This is a genomic window from Pseudomonas sp. IPO3778, assembly GCF_013386825.1.
Lineage (GTDB): Bacteria > Pseudomonadota > Gammaproteobacteria > Pseudomonadales > Pseudomonadaceae > Aquipseudomonas.
Genome location: NZ_JACARC010000017.1, coordinates 198873 through 216751, shown reverse-complemented (window position 1 = coordinate 216751; position 17879 = coordinate 198873). Strand labels below are relative to the sequence as shown.

Genomic DNA, 17879 nt, shown 5'->3' with positions numbered 1-17879 from the left:
GGAGAAATTATATGATTCAGACTCAATCCATGCTCGATGTGGCCGATAACAGCGGCGCACGCCGCGTTATGTGCATCAAGGTGCTGGGTGGCTCCCATCGTCGTTACGCTGGTATCGGTGACATCATCAAAGTTACCGTGAAGGAAGCAATTCCTCGCGGTAAAGTGAAAAAAGGCCAAGTGATGACTGCTGTTGTAGTCCGCACTCGTCACGGCGTACGCCGTGCAGATGGCTCCATTATCCGCTTTGATGGCAACGCTGCTGTTCTTCTGAACAACAAGCAAGAGCCGATCGGCACCCGTATCTTTGGGCCAGTGACCCGTGAACTTCGTACCGAGAAGTTCATGAAGATCGTCTCGCTCGCCCCAGAAGTGCTGTAAGGAGATCCGACATGCAAAAGATTCGTCGTGACGACGAGATCATCGTGATCGCCGGCAAAGACAAAGGTAAGCGCGGTAAGGTGCTGAAGGTTCTTGCTGATGACCGTCTGGTCGTTGGTGGTCTGAACCTGGTCAAGCGCCATACCAAGCCTAACCCGATGTCGGGCGTACAAGGCGGTATCGTCGAGAAAGAAGCGCCACTGCACGCTTCTAACGTCGCCATCTTCAACGGCGAAACCAACAAGGCTGACCGCGTTGGTTTCAAAGTAGAAGACGGTAAGAAAATTCGTGTCTTCAAGTCGACCCAAAAAGCGGTTGATGCTTGAACACTGCTAGGTAGAAGACCATGGCACGACTAAAAGAGATTTACCGGAAGGAAATCGCACCGAAACTTAAGGAAGAACTTAAGCTTTCGAACGTGATGGAAGTTCCGCGCGTTACCAAAATCACCCTGAACATGGGTCTGGGCGAAGCGATCGGCGACAAAAAAGTCATCGAGCACGCTGTTGCTGACCTGGAAAAGATCACCGGCCAAAAAGTCGTTGTGACCTACGCTCGGAAATCCATCGCTGGCTTTAAAGTCCGTGAAGGTTGGCCGATCGGCGTCAAAGTGACTCTGCGCCGTGAGCGTATGTACGAATTCCTGGATCGTCTGCTGTCGATCTCCCTGCCTCGGGTCCGCGACTTCCGCGGCCTGAATGCCAAGTCCTTTGATGGTCGTGGTAACTACAGCATGGGCGTTAAAGAGCAGATCATCTTCCCGGAAATCGACTACGACAAGATCGATGCTCTCCGCGGTCTGGACATCACCCTGACCACCACTGCCAAGAACGATGATGAAGGCCGCGCTCTGCTGCGTGCGTTCAAATTCCCGTTCCGCAACTGATTGGAGTAGGACCATGGCCAAGATGAGCATGAAAAACCGCGAGCTGAAACGTCAGCTCACGGTTGCCAAGTACGCCAAGAAGCGTGCAGCACTGAAAGCAATCATCGTTGATCTGAACGCAAGTCCAGAAGCACGTTGGGAAGCTACAGTTGCTCTGCAGAAGCAGCCACGTGACGCAAGCGCTTCGCGCATGCGTAACCGCTGCCGCCTGACCGGTCGTCCACACGGCGTTTACCGCAAGTTCGGCCTCGGCCGTAACAAACTGCGTGAAGCGGCAATGCGTGGTGACGTACCAGGTCTGGTTAAAGCCAGCTGGTAAGTACTTTCGAAGTCTCGGTGGCCAGGATCGCAAGATACTGACCACCGGTGGCCTAGAATCTGGAACAAGCCCCTATTGGGGCTTGTTTCATTTCCGGAGTGTGTCTAAAATACGCGGCTCGCCTGAGCCCGTGTGTTTTATGCCCGGAGATTCTCGGTGACATATGTAGCCGCAAGGCTAATTTTTTTGTATTAGGAGCGTCTAGCCCATGAGTATGCAGGACCCGTTAGCGGACATGCTAACTCGTATCCGTAATGCCCAGATGGCTGAAAAGTCCGTCGTAAGCATGCCATCTTCCACGTTGAAGGTTGCTGTTGCCAAAGTCCTGAAAGACGAAGGCTACATTGCGGGTTATCAGATCAGCAGCGAAATCAAGCCACTGCTGTCCATCGAGCTGAAGTACTTCGAAGGCCGTCCGGTCATCGAGGAAGTGAAGCGCGTTAGCCGTCCAGGCCTGCGTCAGTACAAGTCCGTCGATGATCTGCCAAAAGTTCGTGGCGGTCTCGGTGTGTCTATCGTCTCCACCAACAAAGGTGTGATGACGGATCGTGCTGCGCGCGCTGCCGGTGTCGGCGGCGAAGTTCTTTGCACAGTGTTCTAAGGGGGGATAAGCATGTCACGCGTCGCTAAGAACCCCGTTAAGCTGCCAGCCGGTGTCGAAGTAAAATTCGCAGGTGGCCAGCTTTCGGTGAAGGGTGCCAAGGGCACTCTGGAACTGAACATCCATTCGTCCGTTGAGGTCGTTGAAGAAGCTGGTGAGCTGCGTTTTGCTGCTCGCAATGGCGATCAACAAACTCGCGCAATGGCCGGTACCACTCGTGCGTTGGTAAACAACATGGTCCAAGGCGTAAGCCAAGGCTTCGAGCGTAAGCTCCAGCTGGTCGGTGTTGGTTACAAAGCGCAAGCAAAAGGCACGGTTCTGAACCTGGCCCTTGGCTTCTCGCACCCAGTGGATTACGAACTGCCGGAAGGCATCACCGCTGAGACCCCTAGCCAAACCGACATCCTGATCAAGGGTATCGATAAGCAGCTGGTAGGTCAGGTGGCCGCTGAGATCCGCGACTTCCGTCCACCAGAGCCGTACAAAGGCAAAGGTGTGCGCTACGCGGACGAAGTCGTCCGTCGTAAAGAAGCCAAGAAGAAGTAGGGCATAGCAAATGACCGACAAAAAAGTTACTCGACTGCGTCGCGCTCGCAAAGCACGCCTGAAAATGCACGAACTCGAAGTCGTGCGTCTCTGCGTGTTCCGCTCGTCGCAGCACATCTACGCCCAGGTCATCTCGGCCGACGGCAACAAAGTCCTGGCAAGCGCCTCGACTTTGGATAAAGAACTGCGTGATGGTGCCACTGGCAACATCGACGCGGCCACTAAGGTTGGCCAGCTGGTCGCTACGCGTGCTAAGGCCGCTGGCGTCTCGCAAGTGGCTTTCGACCGCTCTGGCTTCAAGTACCACGGTCGCGTGAAAGCGCTGGCTGATGCTGCTCGTGAAGCTGGGCTGGAGTTCTAAGTTATGTCAAATAACGACCAAAAGCGCGACGAAGGCTACATTGAGAAGCTGGTTCAAGTTAACCGCGTAGCCAAAACCGTTAAAGGCGGCCGTATCTTCACTTTCACCGCGTTGACCGTGGTGGGTGATGGTAAAGGGCGCGTTGGCTTCGGCCGTGGCAAGTCACGTGAAGTGCCTGCTGCGATCCAGAAGGCAATGGAAGCTGCTCGTCGCAACATGATCCAAGTTGATCTGAACGGCACCACTCTGCAGTACGCAATGAAGTCCGCTCACGGCGCTTCGAAGGTGTACATGCAGCCTGCTTCTGAAGGTACCGGTATCATCGCTGGCGGCGCTATGCGTGCTGTCCTCGAAGTTGCTGGCGTTCAGAACGTTCTGGCCAAGTGCTACGGCTCGACTAACCCGGTAAACGTGGTTCACGCCACTTTCAAGGGTTTGAAAGCAATGCAGTCTCCTGAATCCATTGCCGCCAAGCGTGGCAAAAGCGTCAAGGAGATCTTCTGATCATGGCTACCGTTAAAGTAACGCTGATCAAAAGCATGACCGGCCGCATCCCTAACCACAAATTGTGCGTTAAGGGTTTGGGTCTGCGTCGCATCGGTCACACTGTAGAAGTACTTGATACTCCCGAGAATCGCGGGATGATCAACAAGGCTTACTACATGCTGCGTGTCGAGGGTTAATTCGATGAAACTCAATGATCTGAGTCCAGCGCCGGGTTCCCGTCGCGAAAAGCATCGTCCGGGCCGTGGTATCGGTAGTGGTTTGGGCAAGACCGGTGGCCGTGGCCACAAAGGTCAGTCCTCCCGCTCCGGTGGCACCATCGCTCCAGGCTTTGAAGGCGGTCAACAGCCGCTGCATCGTCGCCTGCCGAAGTTCGGTTTCGTTTCCCTGAAAGCCATGGATCGCGCAGAAGTGCGTTTGTCCGAGCTGGCCAAAGTGGAAGGCGACATCGTTACCGTGCAGACCCTGAAAGATGCCAACGTGATCAACGTCAACGTACAGCGTGTGAAAATCATGCTGTCCGGTGAAGTGACTCGCGCTGTCACTATCGGCAAGGGAATCGGCGCCACCAAAGGTGCGCGTTCGGCTATCGAAGCAGCTGGCGGCAAGTTCGAGGAATAAATGGCTAAGCAAGGTGCTCTCTCAGCGCTCGGCAAAGGCGGTATGTCTGAACTTTGGGCTCGTCTGCGTTTTCTGTTCCTGGCGATTATCGTCTACCGAATAGGCGCACACATCCCGGTTCCAGGTATCAACCCGGACCGACTCGCAGACCTGTTTCGACAGAATGAGGGGACCATTCTTAGCTTGTTCAACATGTTTTCCGGCGGCGCGCTGGAACGGATGAGCATCTTTGCACTGGGGATCATGCCGTACATCTCGGCATCGATCATCATGCAACTGATGACCGCCGTCAGCCCGCAGCTGGAGCAGTTGAAGAAGGAAGGTGAAGCTGGCCGTCGCAAGATAAGCCAGTACACCCGCTACGGCACTGTCATCCTCGCCCTGGTCCAAGCTATCGGCATGTCCGTTGGCCTGGCTGGGCAGGGTGTTGCGTTCACTGGTGACTTTGGCTTCCATTTCGTCGCGGTATCCACTTTTGTGGCTGGTGCGATGTTCATGATGTGGCTGGGTGAGCAGATTACTGAGCGTGGTGTTGGTAACGGTATCTCGATGTTGATTTTCGCAGGTATCGTCGCCGGTCTTCCGAGAGCGATTGGGCAGTCTTTCGAGTCTGCGCGTCAGGGTGATATCAATATCTTCGCCCTGGTTGCAATCGGTTTGTTGGCAGTAGCGATTATCGGTTTTGTGGTGTTCATTGAGCGTGGCCAGCGTCGTATTGCTGTTCACTACGCCAAGCGTCAGCAGGGCCGTAAGGTCTTTGCCGCGCAGACCAGCCACTTGCCGCTGAAAGTGAACATGGCCGGGGTTATTCCTGCCATTTTTGCGAGCAGCATTTTGCTGTTCCCGGCTTCGTTGGGTGCCTGGTTCGGTCAGTCTGAAGGTATGGGCTGGTTGCAGGACATCTCGCAGTCGATCGCTCCTGGTCAGCCGTTGAATATTCTGCTGTTTAGTGCAGGGATTATTTTCTTCTGCTTCTTCTATACGGCGTTGATGTTCAATCCGAAAGACGTAGCGGAAAACCTGAAGAAGTCCGGTGCCTTTATTCCGGGTATTCGTCCAGGTGAGCAGTCTGCGCGCTACATTGATGGCGTTCTGACTCGCTTGACCATGTTCGGTGCTCTATATATGACGGCCGTGTGCTTGCTGCCCCAGTTCCTGGTGGTTGCAGCAAACGTTCCGTTCTACCTTGGCGGGACCTCGTTGCTGATCGTCGTCGTGGTTGTGATGGACTTCATGTCCCAAGTACAATCGCACCTCGTTTCGCACCAGTACGAATCCCTGATGAAGAAAGCCAACCTGAAGGGTTACGGCAGCGGCATGTTGCGCTGAGTACCCATAAGGTTCGAGGAGTTGGTGATGAAAGTTCGTGCATCGGTGAAAAAGCTGTGCCGTAACTGCAAGATTATTCGCCGCGAAGGTGTTGTTCGAGTAATTTGCAGCGCGGAACCGCGTCACAAACAGCGCCAAGGCTGAGTGTGATCCGCTTGAAGCCCGGCAGCTAGTGCGCTGCCGGGTTGATTATTTGTTATTACAGCGATATTATCTCGCGCCCTATTTCTTGGCTTCCGGGGCGTAGGTAGCTGTCAATTGGAGTCCCACTGAATGGCCCGTATTGCAGGCGTTAACATTCCAGATAACAAGCACACTGTTATCTCGCTGACCTACATCTATGGTGTTGGTCGCACTACTGCGCAGAAAATTTGCGCAGATACTGGGGTAAACCCAGCCGCAAAGATCAAAGATCTGAGCGACGAGCAGATTGAGCTGTTGCGTGGCGAAGTGGCGAAGTTCACCACTGAAGGTGACCTGCGTCGCGAAATCAACATGAAAATCAAGCGTTTGATGGACCTCGGTTGCTACCGTGGTCTGCGTCATCGTCGTGGTCTTCCAGTACGCGGTCAGCGTACCAAGACTAACGCGCGTACCCGTAAAGGTCCGCGTAAGCCGATCCGCAAGTAATCGCCCACGCGAATCGACAGGAAATTAATCATGGCAAAACCTGCTGCTCGTCCTCGTAAAAAAGTTAAAAAGACAGTGGTTGATGGCATCGCCCACATCCATGCATCTTTTAACAACACAATCGTGACCATCACCGACCGTCAAGGTAACGCGCTTTCTTGGGCTACCTCCGGTGGTTCGGGTTTCCGCGGTTCCCGCAAGTCCACCCCGTTTGCTGCTCAAGTAGCTGCTGAACGTGCTGGTCAAGCTGCGCTGGAATATGGCCTGAAAAACCTCGACGTCAACGTCAAAGGTCCAGGTCCAGGTCGTGAGTCTGCTGTCCGTGCATTGAACGGCTGTGGCTATAAGATCGCCAGCATCACCGACGTGACGCCAATCCCGCACAACGGGTGCCGTCCGCCGAAGAAGCGCCGCGTGTAATCCAGGAGATTGTAAAGAATGGCTCGTTACATTGGTCCAAAATGCAAACTCGCTCGTCGTGAAGGCACCGATCTCTTTCTGAAGAGCGGCGTGCGCGCGATCGAATCGAAGTGCAACATTGAAGCAGCACCTGGTATCCACGGCCAACGCCGCGGTCGCCAGTCCGATTACGGCACCCAACTGCGTGAAAAGCAGAAGGTCCGTCGTATCTACGGCGTTCTCGAGCGTCAATTCAGCGGCTACTACAAAGAAGCTGCTGGCAAGAAAGGTGCAACCGGTGAAAACCTGCTGCAACTGCTCGAATGCCGTCTGGACAACGTTGTATACCGTATGGGCTTTGGTTCGACTCGTGCCGAATCCCGTCAGCTGGTATCGCACAAATCCGTCAGCGTAAACGGCCAAACCGTTAACGTCCCGTCGTACCAGGTTCGTGCTGGTGACGTGGTCGCGATTCGCGAGAAAGCAAAAAATCAACTTCGCATTGTCCAAGCTCTCGATCTGTGTGCCCAACGTGGCCGCGTAGAATGGGTAGAAGTAGACACTGAGAAGAAGTCGGGCGTTTTCAAGAACGTTCCTGCTCGCAGTGATCTGTCCGCCGACATCAACGAAAGCCTGATTGTCGAGCTCTACTCCAAGTAAGGGCTAGAAAATAGGTGCATCCATGCAGATTTCGGTAAATGAGTTCCTGACACCCCGTCACATTGATGTGCAGGTTGTCAGTCCAACCCGCGCCAAGATCACTCTCGAGCCTCTCGAGCGTGGTTTTGGCCACACCCTGGGCAACGCGCTGCGCCGCATCCTGTTGTCCTCAATGCCCGGCTGTGCAGTAGTCGAGGCCGAGATTGACGGTGTGCTCCACGAGTACAGCGCCATCGAAGGTGTACAGGAAGACGTAATTGAAATCCTGTTGAACCTTAAAGGTCTGGCTATCAAGCTGCACGGCCGTGACGAAGTTACGCTGACCTTGTCGAAGAAGGGTTCGGGGGTGGTTACCGCTGCCGATATTCAGCTGGATCATGATGTCGAGATCGTTAATCCCGATCACGTAATCGCTAACCTGGCGTCTAACGGCGCCCTGAACATGAAGCTCACCGTAGCTCGTGGTCGTGGTTATGAACCGGCCGACTCGCGTCAGAGCGATGAAGACGAAAGCCGCAGCATTGGTCGCTTGCAGCTTGACTCTTCGTTCAGCCCGGTTCGCCGTATCGCATACGTGGTGGAAAACGCCCGTGTCGAGCAGCGTACTAACCTGGACAAGCTGGTTATTGATCTGGAAACCAACGGTACTCTGGATCCTGAAGAGGCTATCCGCCGCGCTGCAACCATTCTGCAACAGCAGTTGGCTGCGTTCGTCGACCTCAAGGGTGACAGCGAACCAGTGGTAATCGAGCAGGAAGACGAGATCGATCCGATCCTGCTTCGCCCGGTTGACGATCTGGAACTGACTGTACGTTCGGCTAACTGCCTTAAGGCGGAAAACATTTACTACATCGGCGATCTGATTCAGCGCACCGAAGTAGAACTGTTGAAGACTCCGAACCTGGGCAAGAAATCCTTGACTGAAATCAAGGACGTTCTGGCCTCCCGCGGTCTGTCCCTCGGCATGCGCCTCGACAACTGGCCGCCTGCAAGTCTTAAGAAGGACGACAAGGCGACTGCCTGATCGTCGTAATCACCGAACGTGAGTTTGGTAAGGAATGAACCATGCGTCATCGTAAAAGTGGTCGTCACCTGAGCCGTACCAGCTCGCACCGTAAGGCTATGTTCCAGAACATGGCGGTGTCGCTGTTCGAGCACGAGCTGATCAAAACTACACTGCCGAAAGCTAAAGAACTGCGTCGCGTTGCTGAGCCGCTGATCACTTTGGCCAAGACAGACAGCCTGGCTAACCGCCGTCTGGCTTTCGACCGTACTCGTTCGAAAGCTATCGTTGGTAAGCTCTTCAACGACCTGGGCAAGCGTTACGCTACCCGTGAGGGTGGCTACCTGCGCATCCTCAAGTGCGGTTTCCGCGCTGGTGACAACGCGCCTATGGCGTACGTTGAGCTGATCGATCGTCCAGTTGGCGGTGAAGCTGTATCCGCTGAGTAAGACGTCAGTCTGTAACGAAGAACCGGGCCTAGTGCCCGGTTTTTTGTGCGCGATAGAAAACCGGAATTACCGTGGGCGAATTCGAATCCGGCTTATGACGCTGTTTTGGCTATCCGTTCGGATAGGCCGTTAGATATTCTCTATCGAAGCTCATGATTTAATGAATTTGAAGGTGTCACCTTCCTGGTCAATACTCCCCCCAAGCCGATTAGCCGGCAGTTTCGAGTCTGACCTGAGGAAGATTGAGCATGAGCCAGAATAAAACCCTTACTACCGCCAGCGGCGCCCCGGTTGCCGATAACCAGAACTCCCGCTCTGCCGGTCCACGCGGTCCGTTGCTGCTCGACGATTTTCACCTGATCGAGAAGCTCGCCCACTTCAACCGTGAAAACATTCCTGAGCGTCGTGTTCACGCTAAAGGGTCGGGCGCCTACGGCACGTTCACCGTCACTAAAGACATCACGCAGTTCTCCAGCGCCAAGCTGTTTGAGTCGGTGGGTAAACAAACCCCTACCTTCCTGCGCTTCTCCACTGTGGGCGGAGAGCGCGGTTCGGCTGACACTGAGCGCGATCCACGCGGCTTCGCCTTGAAGTTCTATACCGAAGAAGGCAACTGGGACATCGTTGGCAACAACACCCCGGTGTTCTTCATCCGTGACCCGCTGAAGTTCCCGGACTTTATCCACACCCAAAAGCGCCTGCCGCAAAGCAATCTGAAAAGTGCGCAGATGATGTGGGACTTCTGGTCGCACTCCCCAGAGGCGCTGCACCAGGTCACCATCCTGTTTTCGGACCGTGGCATCCCTGACGGCTACCGTCACATGCACGGCTTCGGCAGCCACACCTATAGCCTGATCAACGCCAAAGGCGAGCGTCACTGGGTGAAGTGGCACTACAAGACCCAGCAAGGCATCAAGAACCTGGCACCGGCTGATGCTGCACGCCTGGCGGGTACCGACCCTGATTACGCCCAACGCGATCTGTTCGGCGCTATCGAGCGCGGTGATTTCCCGAAATGGCGCGTGTGCATTCAGATCATGACTGAAGCCCAGGCGAACGCTCACTACGAGAACCCGTTCGACGTGACCAAAACCTGGTCGCAGAAAGAGTTCCCGTTGATCGAAGTCGGTGAGCTGGAGCTGAACCGCAACCCGCTGAACTACTTCGCTGAAGTTGAGCAGGCAGCATTCGGTCCAAGCAACATGGTCCCGGGTGTTGGCTTGTCGCCAGACCGCATGCTGCAAGGTCGTGTGTTCGCTTACGCGGATGCTCACCGCTACCGTGTCGGTACCAACCACCAGCACCTGCCGGTGAACGCGGCGCGCAGCCCGGTCAACAGTTACCAGCGTGATGGTTCGATGGCATTGGGCACCAATGGCGGTGCGGCTCCAAACTACGAGCCGAACAGCTACGCCGATGCACCGAAGCAGGCGCCTCAGTATGCTGAGCCAGCCTTGGCCCTGACCGGCGCGGCAGACCGTTACGATCACCGCGAAGACACCGACTACTACAGCCACGCCGGTGCGCTGTTCCGCCTGATGAATGATGAGCAGAAAGCCCTGCTGATCAACAACATCGCCGGCGCCATGGCGGGTGTTTCCAGCGACGTGGTTCAGCGCCAGTTGCAGTACTTCTTCAAGGCAGATCCTGCTTATGGAGAAGGGATCGCATCTGCGCTGGGTGTATCGCTTAACTAACTCTAAACGATAAGCAGAACCGCCCTCATTTGGGCGGTTTTTGCGTTATTTCAGCTACTTTTCACCGGAAATCTTCACTTTTCTGCCGTTGGTCCCGTGACCTCCGGGTCATCATGGTTCAAACTACAGACTTTCAAGCAGGGAGATGTAGGGCGATGCAAGGTCACCCCGACGTAATCGATTACCTCAACACGTTGCTGACGGGCGAACTGGCAGCTCGTGACCAATATTTCATTCACTCGCGGATGTACGAAGACTGGGGCTTTACCGAGCTCTATGAGCGTATCAACCATGAAATGGAAGAAGAGGCACAGCACGCCGACGCGCTGATGCGCCGTATTCTGATGCTCGAAGGTACGCCACGTATGCGTCCCGACGATCTGGACACCGGCACCACGGTGCCTGACATGCTCGCCAGCGACTTGCGCCTTGAGTACAAGGTCCGTGCCGCGCTCTGCAAGGGCATTGAGCTCTGCGAGCAGCACAACGACTACGTCACGCGGGAAATCCTGCGGGTGCAATTGAATGACACTGAAGAAGATCACACCTACTGGCTGGAAAAGCAGTTGGGCCTGATCAAGTTGATTGGCCTGGAGAACTACCTGCAATCGCAGTTCTGATTCCTCCGGCGAAAAAAAAGCCCCTGTCACTTACACGGTGACAGGGGCTTTTTCGTGGGCCTGAATAATCAGTCCTTGTCGCGGGCCAGCAGCGGCTTGAGGTAGAAGCCGGTGTGAGATTGCTTCATCTCGGACACCTGCTCCGGTGTGCCGACCGCAATGATCTGCCCACCCTTGGAGCCGCCTTCCGGCCCCAGGTCCACCAGCCAGTCGGCGGTCTTGATCACATCCAGGTTGTGTTCGATCACCACCACGGTGTTGCCGTGGTCACGCAGGCGATGCAGTACATCCAGCAGCTGTTGAATATCTGCGAAGTGCAAGCCAGTGGTCGGCTCATCGAGGATATACAGGGTCTTGCCGGTATCGCGCTTGGACAACTCGCGAGACAACTTCACCCGCTGTGCCTCACCACCCGACAGCGTGGTCGCCGATTGCCCCAACTTGATGTACGACAGACCCACATCCATCAGTGTCTGCAGCTTGCGCGCCAAGGCCGGTACCGCGTCGAAGAACACCCGTGCTTCCTCGATCGTCATCTCGAGGGTTTCGTGGATGTTCTTGCCCTTGTACTTGATCTCAAGGGTTTCACGGTTGTAGCGCTTGCTCTTGCACACATCGCACGGCACATAGATGTCCGGCAGGAAGTGCATCTCAACCTTGATCAGCCCATCGCCTTGGCACGCCTCGCAGCGCCCGCCCTTGACGTTGAACGAGAACCGGCCAGGGCCGTAGCCACGGGAGCGTGATTCCGGCACGCCGGCGAACAGCTCGCGAATAGGGGTGAACAGTCCGGTGTAGGTCGCCGGGTTCGAGCGCGGTGTGCGGCCAATCGGGCTTTGGTCGATATCGACCACCTTGTCCAGGTGCTCCAGGCCCTTGATGCTGTCGTGAGCGGCGGCTTCCAGAGTGGTCGCGCCGTTCAGCGCAGTGGCGCTCAACGGAAACAGCGTGTTGTTGATCAGTGTCGACTTGCCCGAGCCGGATACACCGGTCACGCAGGTCAGCAGCCCCAGTGGGATCTCCAGGTCGACATTGCGCAAGTTGTTTCCTCGCGCGCCCTTGAGGTGCAGGGCCATCTTCTTGTTGCGCGGCGTACGTTTGGCCGGCACGGCGATCTTGACGCGGCCCGACAGGTATTTGCCGGTCAGCGAGTCAGGATGGGCCATTACCTCGGCAGGAGTCCCTTCGGCGACAATATGCCCCCCGTGCACACCTGCGCCCGGGCCGATGTCGACCACGTAGTCAGCCAGGCGAATCGCGTCTTCATCATGCTCGACCACGATCACCGTGTTGCCGATGTCCCGCAGGTGCTTCAGCGTGCCCAGGAGGCGGTCGTTGTCCCGTTGGTGCAGGCCAATCGACGGCTCATCGAGGATGTACAACACACCCACCAGGCCGGCGCCAATCTGGCTGGCCAGGCGAATCCGCTGGGCTTCACCACCGGAAAGCGTGTCGGCACTGCGGTCCAGTGACAGATAGTCCAGGCCTACGTTAACCAGGAACTGCAGCCGCTCGCGGATCTCCTTGAGGATCTTGTCGGCAATCTCCCCACGGCGCCCGGTGAGCTTCAGCGTGCCGAAGTATTCGCAGGCATCGCCAATCGGCAGGTTGGTCACGGCTGGCAGCGTCTTCTCGCCAACCCACACGTGCCGCGCTTCACGGCGCAGGCGGGTGCCACGGCAATCCGGGCACGGCTGGGTGCTGAGGAACTTGGCCAGTTCCTCGCGCACGCTGGCCGATTCGGTTTCGCGGTAGCGCCGTTCCAGGTTCGGCACGATGCCTTCGAACGGGTGTGAACGCTTGACGATATCGCCACGGTCGTTCAGGTACTTGAAGTCGACGTTCTGCGAACCGCTGCCATGCAGGATGACTTTCTGCTGTTCGGCCGGCAGCTCGTTGAAGGGCACTTCCAGGCTGAACTTATAGTGCGACGCGAGCGAACCCAGCATCTGGAAGTAATAGACGTTACGCCTGTCCCAGCCGCGTATCGCACCTTCCGCGAGCGTCAGGTCACCATTGACCAGGCGCTTGATGTCGAAGAATTGTTTAACTCCCAGGCCATCACAGGTCGGGCAGGCGCCGGCCGGGTTGTTGAAGGAAAACAGCTTCGGTTCCAGCTCGCTGATGGCATGGCCGCAGATCGGGCAGGCGAAGCGAGCGGAGAAGATGATTTCTTCGCCGGGTTCGTCGTCCATTGGCGCGACCAGGGCGATACCGTCTGCCAGCTTCAGCGCGGTCTCGAACGACTCCGCCAGACGCTGCTGCAAATCAGCACGCACCTTGAAACGGTCCACCACCACATCAATCGAGTGCTTCTTCTGCTTATCCAGTTTCGGCGCTTCATCCAGCTCATAGAGCTTGCCGTTGATCCGGGCCCGCACGAAACCTTGGGCACGCAGTTCTTCAAAGACGGAAAGGTGTTCACCCTTGCGCTCGCGGATCACCGGCGCCAGCAGCATGAGCTTGGCGCCTTCCGGCTGGGCCAGTACCAGGTCGACCATCTGGCTGACGGTCTGGGCTTCCAGCGGGATGTCGTGGTCCGGGCAACGGGGAATACCCACGCGGGCGTATAGCAGGCGCAGGTAGTCGTAGATCTCGGTAATAGTGCCCACGGTGGAACGCGGGTTATGGGAGGTCGATTTCTGTTCGATGGAAATCGCTGGCGACAGGCCTTCAATGGTGTCGACGTCGGGTTTTTCCATCATCGACAGGAACTGGCGGGCATAGGCCGACAGGGATTCCACGTAGCGGCGCTGGCCTTCGGCGTACAGCGTGTCAAACGCCAAGGACGACTTGCCAGACCCGGACAAGCCGGTGATGACGATCAGTTTGTCCCGTGGCAGGGTCAGGTCGATGTTCTTCAGGTTGTGGGTTCGAGCCCCACGAATCAGGATCTTGTCCAAGATGGCCTCGCACGGCGGGCGTAAATAATGCAGGAGTATACGGCTAAAGACTGGATGAATATACACTGTCAAAGTGCCGGGTGCAGCCTTACATGAAAGCTGCGCGGCAAAGCGCCGCATATACCCTCTCAATCGATGGGACTGGTAGAATCGCCGCCGGTTCACACGAGGTTTTTCCATGCACGATCCCCACAGCGAACGCATGAGTGGCAGCGAGACCCGCGCAGCAAGCGGTCTGGCCCTGGTGTTCGCCTTCCGTATGCTTGGCATGTTTATGGTGTTGCCGGTGCTGGCGACCTATGGAATGGATCTCGCAGGAGCGACCCCGGCCCTGATCGGCCTGGCCATTGGCGCCTATGGCCTGACCCAGGCGTTGTTTCAGATTCCGTTCGGGATCATTTCCGACCGTATTGGCCGCCGGCCGGTGATCTACCTGGGGCTGATCGTATTCGCACTGGGCAGTGTGCTCGCGGCCAATGCCGACTCGATCTGGGGCGTGATCGCCGGGCGTGTCCTGCAAGGCGCCGGGGCGATTTCCGCCGCCGTGATGGCGCTGCTTTCCGACCTGACCCGCGAACAACACCGTACCAAGGCCATGGCGATGATCGGCATGACCATCGGGCTATCGTTCGCCGTGGCGATGGTGGTCGGCCCGCTGCTGACCCGCGCGTTCGGCTTGCACGGCCTGTTCCTGGCCACTGGCGGCATGGCGCTGTTCGGCATCGTGATCGTCGCGTTCATGGTGCCGCACTCCACCGGGCCGCTGCAGCACCGTGAATCAGGCGTAGCACGGCAGGCCCTGTTGCCGACGCTCAAGCACCCGGACCTGCTGCGCCTGGATTTGGGTATCTTCGTATTACACGCGATGCTGATGTGCAGCTTCGTCGCGTTGCCCCTGGCCCTGGTGCAAAAAGCCGGGCTGCCCAAGGAGCAGCACTGGTGGGTGTACCTCACCGCGCTGCTGATTTCGTTCTTCGCCATGATCCCGTTCATCATCTACGGCGAGAAGAAACGCAAAATGAAACGAGTTCTGCTGGGTGCCGTCGCGACATTGATGCTCACTGAGCTATTCTTCTGGCAGTTCGGCGACAGCCTGCGGGCGCTGGTGATCGGCACGGTGGTGTTCTTCACCGCGTTCAACCTGCTGGAGGCTTCATTGCCTTCGCTGATCAGCAAGGTTTCACCGGCCGGCGGTAAAGGCACGGCGATGGGCGTGTATTCCACCAGCCAGTTCCTCGGTTCTGCTCTGGGCGGAATCATGGGTGGCTGGATGTTCCAGCATGGCGGTTTGTCGGTTGTGTTCCTGGGATGCGCCGGGCTGGCTGCACTTTGGCTAGCCTTTGCTGTTACCATGCGTGAACCCCCGTACGTCACAAGCCTGCGTCTGCCGTTATCGCCCGAAGCGATTCGTGAAGCCGGTCTGGTAGAGCGCCTGAAGGCCGTCGTTGGGGTAACAGATGCAGTCGTGGTTGCTGAAGAGGCGGCCATTTACATCAAATTGGACACCGAATTATTGGATCGCGCGACGCTCGAGCAACTGGTCAACCCAGTGCCGACAGCGCGCCCAGCCTAGGAGAACGTTATGGCCCGTGGGGTTAACAAAGTCATATTGGTCGGTACTTGCGGCCAGGATCCCGAAGTTCGCTACTTGCCGAACGGTAACGCCGTGACCAACCTGAGTCTGGCGACCAGCGAACAGTGGACCGACAAGCAAACCGGCCAGAAGGTCGAGAAAACCGAATGGCACCGTGTGTCGATGTTCGGCAAGGTGGCAGAGATCGCCGGTGAATACCTGCGCAAAGGTTCGCAGGTCTACATCGAAGGCAAACTGCAGACCCGCGAGTGGGAAAAAGACGGCATCAAGCGTTACACCACTGAAATCGTGGTCGACATGCAAGGCACCATGCAACTGCTGGGCGGCCGTCCACAGGGCGACCAACAGGGCCAGGGCGGCATGTCCAACTCGGCACCGCGCCCACAGCAGCAGTCCCGTCCGCAGCCAACTCAGCAGCCACAGCGTGAGTCGCGTCCAGCGCCACAGCAGGCGGCTCCTCAGCCTGCAGCTGACTTCGACAGCTTTGATGACGATATCCCGTTCTAAGGTCGCTTGAGACCCGAACAGTAGCGTCACACCAGAAAACCCCCGATGGCCTTGGCCCCGGGGGTTTTTCGTTTTGGCCTCGGCAACCCGCTACACATCGGTAGACGCGGTGCTTACCACCAACTCCCTAAACCGCTCCAATACCGACGACCTGTCACCCACCCGCGTCGCCAAATGCAACGGCGCAACGAGACTCCGGCACTCCGACAGCTCACGATAAACAATACCGTCGCCCCGCAACCGCTGCATGGACGCTGGCACGATCGAAACCCCAAGCCCTGCTGCCACCAGGCTCAACGTCGCCGTCATACGCGGCGCCTCTTGAACCACTTGCGGACTGAAACCCGCCTCGCGACACGCCACCAGAATCGCGTCATACAACCCCAAACCCACCCGGCGCCGATACAGCACAAACGCCTCGGTGGCCAACGCCGCCAACGGCAGCGGGGTCGACGGGTCGATAGCCAACGGATGATCCGTGGGCAGCGCCAGCAACATCGGCTCCACCAGAATCGGCTCGTCCTGCAATGCCTGCGCCCCGCTCAGCGGCGAGCGGATAAACGCCGCGTCGAGTTTTTCATGCAGCAACGCATCCAGCAGCTCACCGGTGCCGGCTTCTTCCAGCACCACCGAAACGCCGACAAAGGTTTCCCGAAACAGGCGCAGCACGCTGGGCACAAACGGATGCAGGGCGGCAGAGCTGGTAAAGCCAATGGCCAGGCGTCCACGTTCACCACGGGCCGCGCGGCGCACAATGTCGGCCACGCCGTCGACGCTGGCCAAAATATGCCGGGCTTCCTCCAGCAAAGCCAAACCCGCCGTGGTCGGGCGCACGCCCCGTGGCAGGCGCTCCATCAGCACCACGCCCAACTCGGCTTCCAGGCTTTGCAGCAGGCGCGTCAGGGGCGGTTGTTGCATGCCAAGGCGTTCCGCCGCGCGGGTGATATAGCCTTCCTCGGCAATCGCGACGAAGGCCTTGAGCTGCCTGAGTTCCAGCATAGGAATACTTTTGAGGTATGGGAGATGATCAATCCTGGCATTTGTTCTCATGGATCACAAGATTTAGGCTGTCGTCACTCCTCACAGAAGAAGGAATGCCGCAATGACCTGGTCAGCCAAGCAATATTCGATGTTCGAACAACAGCGCACCCGTCCCGTCCGGGATTTGGTAGCGGCTATTCCTGATGGCGATGTACGCAGCGCCGTCGACCTGGGATGCGGCCCCGGCAATTCCACCGAGGTGCTGGCCGAGCGTTTTCCGAAGGCATTGGTCACCGGCATGGACAGCTCCGATGACATGCTGATCGATGCCCGCAAGCGCCTGCCCGCGCTGAACTTTGAATTGGCTGACATCGGCGCCTGGAACCCGGCGCAGAAATTCGACGTCATCCTCGCCAATGCATCGCTGCAGTGGCTGCCTGATCACGCCACGCTGTACCCGCATTTGGTCGATCAACTGACACCTGGCGGCACCCTGGCGGTGCAGACGCCCGACAACCTTGATGAACCGGCCCACAAGCTGGCGCGTGAAGTGGCGGCGGATGGCCCGTGGGCCGCCAAGATCGGCAGCGTCAAACACAACGAACGCCATACCGCGAGCTACTACTTTGAACTGCTGAGCAAACACTGCTCCACCGTGGATGTATGGCGCACCACGTACCACCATCCGCTGGCAGGCTCTGCCGCGGTGGTGGAGTGGTTCAAGGGCTCGGCGTTGCGTCCGTTCCTGGCGCCCCTGACCGAGTCGGAAAAGAGCGCCTTCCTCGATGAGTACCTGACGCGGATCACCCAGGCCTATCCGGCGCTGGCCGATGGCACGGTGTTGCTGCCATTTCCGCGCCTGTTCATCATCGCAACCCGCTAAAAAACG

The 17879-nt window shown here is 57.3% G+C and carries 24 protein-coding genes; 22 read left to right on the top strand and 2 right to left on the bottom strand.

Features of this window, described 5'->3' with window-relative positions; translation table 11 throughout:
• Positions 1–11 precede the first annotated feature (11 nt).
• The 19 genes from rplN to bfr all read left to right on the top strand — a co-directional run bounded on the left by rplN (position 12) and on the right by bfr (position 11005).
• Positions 12–380: a 50S ribosomal protein L14 gene (rplN, locus tag HX855_RS07485; protein WP_002555479.1), complete on the top strand. Its 369-nt coding sequence runs from the start codon at positions 12–14 to the stop codon at positions 378–380.
• A gap of 11 nt (positions 381–391) precedes the next feature.
• On the top strand, positions 392–706 hold the full coding sequence (gene rplX, locus HX855_RS07480) for a 50S ribosomal protein L24 (protein ID WP_007896770.1): 315 nt from the start codon (positions 392–394) through the stop codon (positions 704–706).
• A gap of 20 nt (positions 707–726) precedes the next feature.
• Entirely contained in the window at positions 727–1266 is a 540-nt protein-coding gene (gene rplE, locus HX855_RS07475) for a 50S ribosomal protein L5 (protein WP_003210069.1), read from the top strand.
• Positions 1267–1279: 13 nt separating this feature from the next.
• On the top strand, positions 1280–1585 hold the full coding sequence (rpsN, locus tag HX855_RS07470) for a 30S ribosomal protein S14 (RefSeq protein WP_003176414.1): 306 nt from the start codon (positions 1280–1282) through the stop codon (positions 1583–1585).
• Positions 1586–1793: 208 nt separating this feature from the next.
• Positions 1794–2186: a 30S ribosomal protein S8 gene (gene rpsH / locus HX855_RS07465; RefSeq protein ID WP_003186040.1), complete on the top strand. Its 393-nt coding sequence runs from the start codon at positions 1794–1796 to the stop codon at positions 2184–2186.
• 12 nt (positions 2187–2198) lie between these two features.
• A complete protein-coding gene (gene rplF, locus HX855_RS07460) occupies positions 2199–2732 on the top strand; it encodes a 50S ribosomal protein L6 (RefSeq protein ID WP_010174584.1) in 534 nt (177 codons plus the stop codon).
• Positions 2733–2742: 10 nt separating this feature from the next.
• Positions 2743–3093 carry a 50S ribosomal protein L18 gene (gene rplR, locus HX855_RS07455; RefSeq protein WP_003186037.1) on the top strand — a complete coding sequence of 117 codons (351 nt, stop codon included), beginning with the start codon at positions 2743–2745 and terminating at the stop codon, positions 3091–3093.
• 3 nt (positions 3094–3096) lie between these two features.
• On the top strand, positions 3097–3597 hold the full coding sequence (rpsE, locus tag HX855_RS07450; protein WP_003186035.1) for a 30S ribosomal protein S5: 501 nt from the start codon (positions 3097–3099) through the stop codon (positions 3595–3597).
• Between the two features lie 2 nt (positions 3598–3599).
• Positions 3600–3776, top strand: a complete 177-nt coding sequence (rpmD, locus tag HX855_RS07445; RefSeq protein WP_003186033.1) for a 50S ribosomal protein L30 — start codon at positions 3600–3602, stop codon at positions 3774–3776.
• A 4-nt stretch (positions 3777–3780) separates the two neighbouring features.
• The gene (gene rplO / locus HX855_RS07440; RefSeq protein ID WP_003210066.1) at positions 3781–4218 is read left to right on the top strand and encodes a 50S ribosomal protein L15; all 438 of its coding nucleotides are present in this window, start codon (positions 3781–3783) and stop codon (positions 4216–4218) included.
• On the top strand, positions 4219–5547 hold the full coding sequence (gene secY / locus HX855_RS07435; protein WP_003210064.1) for a preprotein translocase subunit SecY: 1329 nt from the start codon (positions 4219–4221) through the stop codon (positions 5545–5547).
• Between the two features lie 27 nt (positions 5548–5574).
• Positions 5575–5691 (top strand): 50S ribosomal protein L36, encoded by a 117-nt coding sequence (rpmJ, locus tag HX855_RS07430; RefSeq protein WP_002555468.1) that lies wholly within the window; start codon positions 5575–5577, stop codon positions 5689–5691.
• 129 nt (positions 5692–5820) lie between these two features.
• Positions 5821–6177, top strand: coding sequence for a 30S ribosomal protein S13 (gene rpsM / locus HX855_RS07425; RefSeq protein ID WP_003210063.1), 357 nt, complete (start codon positions 5821–5823; stop codon positions 6175–6177).
• Between the two features lie 30 nt (positions 6178–6207).
• A complete protein-coding gene (gene rpsK / locus HX855_RS07420; RefSeq protein ID WP_002555466.1) occupies positions 6208–6597 on the top strand; it encodes a 30S ribosomal protein S11 in 390 nt (129 codons plus the stop codon).
• A gap of 18 nt (positions 6598–6615) precedes the next feature.
• A complete protein-coding gene (rpsD, locus tag HX855_RS07415; protein WP_003210056.1) occupies positions 6616–7236 on the top strand; it encodes a 30S ribosomal protein S4 in 621 nt (206 codons plus the stop codon).
• 22 nt (positions 7237–7258) lie between these two features.
• Positions 7259–8260 (top strand): DNA-directed RNA polymerase subunit alpha, encoded by a 1002-nt coding sequence (locus HX855_RS07410; RefSeq protein ID WP_003176403.1) that lies wholly within the window; start codon positions 7259–7261, stop codon positions 8258–8260.
• A 41-nt stretch (positions 8261–8301) separates the two neighbouring features.
• On the top strand, positions 8302–8688 hold the full coding sequence (rplQ, locus tag HX855_RS07405) for a 50S ribosomal protein L17 (RefSeq protein ID WP_003210053.1): 387 nt from the start codon (positions 8302–8304) through the stop codon (positions 8686–8688).
• Positions 8689–8936: 248 nt separating this feature from the next.
• Positions 8937–10385, top strand: a complete 1449-nt coding sequence (locus HX855_RS07400; RefSeq protein ID WP_177082986.1) for a catalase — start codon at positions 8937–8939, stop codon at positions 10383–10385.
• Between the two features lie 155 nt (positions 10386–10540).
• Positions 10541–11005, top strand: coding sequence for a bacterioferritin (gene bfr, locus HX855_RS07395; protein ID WP_177082985.1), 465 nt, complete (start codon positions 10541–10543; stop codon positions 11003–11005).
• Between the two features lie 68 nt (positions 11006–11073).
• On the opposite strand, the gene uvrA is transcribed toward bfr, so the two are convergent.
• Positions 11074–13908: an excinuclease ABC subunit UvrA gene (gene uvrA, locus HX855_RS07390; RefSeq protein ID WP_177082984.1), complete on the bottom strand. Its 2835-nt coding sequence runs from the start codon at positions 13906–13908 to the stop codon at positions 11074–11076.
• 178 nt (positions 13909–14086) lie between these two features.
• On the opposite strand from uvrA, the gene HX855_RS07385 reads away from it, so the two are divergent.
• On the top strand, positions 14087–15481 hold the full coding sequence (locus HX855_RS07385; RefSeq protein ID WP_177082982.1) for an MFS transporter: 1395 nt from the start codon (positions 14087–14089) through the stop codon (positions 15479–15481).
• A 9-nt stretch (positions 15482–15490) separates the two neighbouring features.
• Entirely contained in the window at positions 15491–16009 is a 519-nt protein-coding gene (locus tag HX855_RS07380) for a single-stranded DNA-binding protein (RefSeq protein WP_003210042.1), read from the top strand.
• 90 nt (positions 16010–16099) lie between these two features.
• On the opposite strand, the gene HX855_RS07375 is transcribed toward HX855_RS07380, so the two are convergent.
• On the bottom strand, positions 16100–17008 hold the full coding sequence (locus HX855_RS07375) for a LysR family transcriptional regulator (protein ID WP_177082980.1): 909 nt from the start codon (positions 17006–17008) through the stop codon (positions 16100–16102).
• A 103-nt stretch (positions 17009–17111) separates the two neighbouring features.
• Here HX855_RS07375 and tam point away from each other — a divergent pair, with 103 nt between their 5' ends.
• On the top strand, positions 17112–17873 hold the full coding sequence (tam, locus tag HX855_RS07370; protein ID WP_177082978.1) for a trans-aconitate 2-methyltransferase: 762 nt from the start codon (positions 17112–17114) through the stop codon (positions 17871–17873).
• Positions 17874–17879: the final 6 nt, after the last annotated feature.

Bases quoted from the DNA above. Each gene is read 5' to 3' on its own strand.
- rpsH (WP_003186040.1), top strand. From the start codon at position 1,794: ATGAGTATGCAGGACCCGTTAGCGGACATGCTAACTCGTATCCGTAAT.
- tam (WP_177082978.1), top strand. From the start codon at position 17,112: ATGACCTGGTCAGCCAAGCAATATTCGATGTTCGAACAACAGCGCACC.
- HX855_RS07385 (WP_177082982.1), top strand. From the start codon at position 14,087: ATGCACGATCCCCACAGCGAACGCATGAGTGGCAGCGAGACCCGCGCA.
- secY (WP_003210064.1), top strand. From the start codon at position 4,219: ATGGCTAAGCAAGGTGCTCTCTCAGCGCTCGGCAAAGGCGGTATGTCT.
- rpmJ (WP_002555468.1), top strand. From the start codon at position 5,575: ATGAAAGTTCGTGCATCGGTGAAAAAGCTGTGCCGTAACTGCAAGATT.
- rplE (WP_003210069.1), top strand. From the start codon at position 727: ATGGCACGACTAAAAGAGATTTACCGGAAGGAAATCGCACCGAAACTT.
- bfr (WP_177082985.1), top strand. From the start codon at position 10,541: ATGCAAGGTCACCCCGACGTAATCGATTACCTCAACACGTTGCTGACG.
- rplX (WP_007896770.1), top strand. From the start codon at position 392: ATGCAAAAGATTCGTCGTGACGACGAGATCATCGTGATCGCCGGCAAA.
- rplQ (WP_003210053.1), top strand. From the start codon at position 8,302: ATGCGTCATCGTAAAAGTGGTCGTCACCTGAGCCGTACCAGCTCGCAC.
- rpsM (WP_003210063.1), top strand. From the start codon at position 5,821: ATGGCCCGTATTGCAGGCGTTAACATTCCAGATAACAAGCACACTGTT.
- rpsN (WP_003176414.1), top strand. From the start codon at position 1,280: ATGGCCAAGATGAGCATGAAAAACCGCGAGCTGAAACGTCAGCTCACG.
- rpmD (WP_003186033.1), top strand. From the start codon at position 3,600: ATGGCTACCGTTAAAGTAACGCTGATCAAAAGCATGACCGGCCGCATC.
- rplR (WP_003186037.1), top strand. From the start codon at position 2,743: ATGACCGACAAAAAAGTTACTCGACTGCGTCGCGCTCGCAAAGCACGC.
- HX855_RS07400 (WP_177082986.1), top strand. From the start codon at position 8,937: ATGAGCCAGAATAAAACCCTTACTACCGCCAGCGGCGCCCCGGTTGCC.
- HX855_RS07410 (WP_003176403.1), top strand. From the start codon at position 7,259: ATGCAGATTTCGGTAAATGAGTTCCTGACACCCCGTCACATTGATGTG.
- rpsD (WP_003210056.1), top strand. From the start codon at position 6,616: ATGGCTCGTTACATTGGTCCAAAATGCAAACTCGCTCGTCGTGAAGGC.
- rplO (WP_003210066.1), top strand. From the start codon at position 3,781: ATGAAACTCAATGATCTGAGTCCAGCGCCGGGTTCCCGTCGCGAAAAG.
- rpsE (WP_003186035.1), top strand. From the start codon at position 3,097: ATGTCAAATAACGACCAAAAGCGCGACGAAGGCTACATTGAGAAGCTG.
- HX855_RS07380 (WP_003210042.1), top strand. From the start codon at position 15,491: ATGGCCCGTGGGGTTAACAAAGTCATATTGGTCGGTACTTGCGGCCAG.
- rpsK (WP_002555466.1), top strand. From the start codon at position 6,208: ATGGCAAAACCTGCTGCTCGTCCTCGTAAAAAAGTTAAAAAGACAGTG.
- rplF (WP_010174584.1), top strand. From the start codon at position 2,199: ATGTCACGCGTCGCTAAGAACCCCGTTAAGCTGCCAGCCGGTGTCGAA.
- HX855_RS07375 (WP_177082980.1), bottom strand. From the start codon at position 17,008: ATGCTGGAACTCAGGCAGCTCAAGGCCTTCGTCGCGATTGCCGAGGAA.
- rplN (WP_002555479.1), top strand. From the start codon at position 12: ATGATTCAGACTCAATCCATGCTCGATGTGGCCGATAACAGCGGCGCA.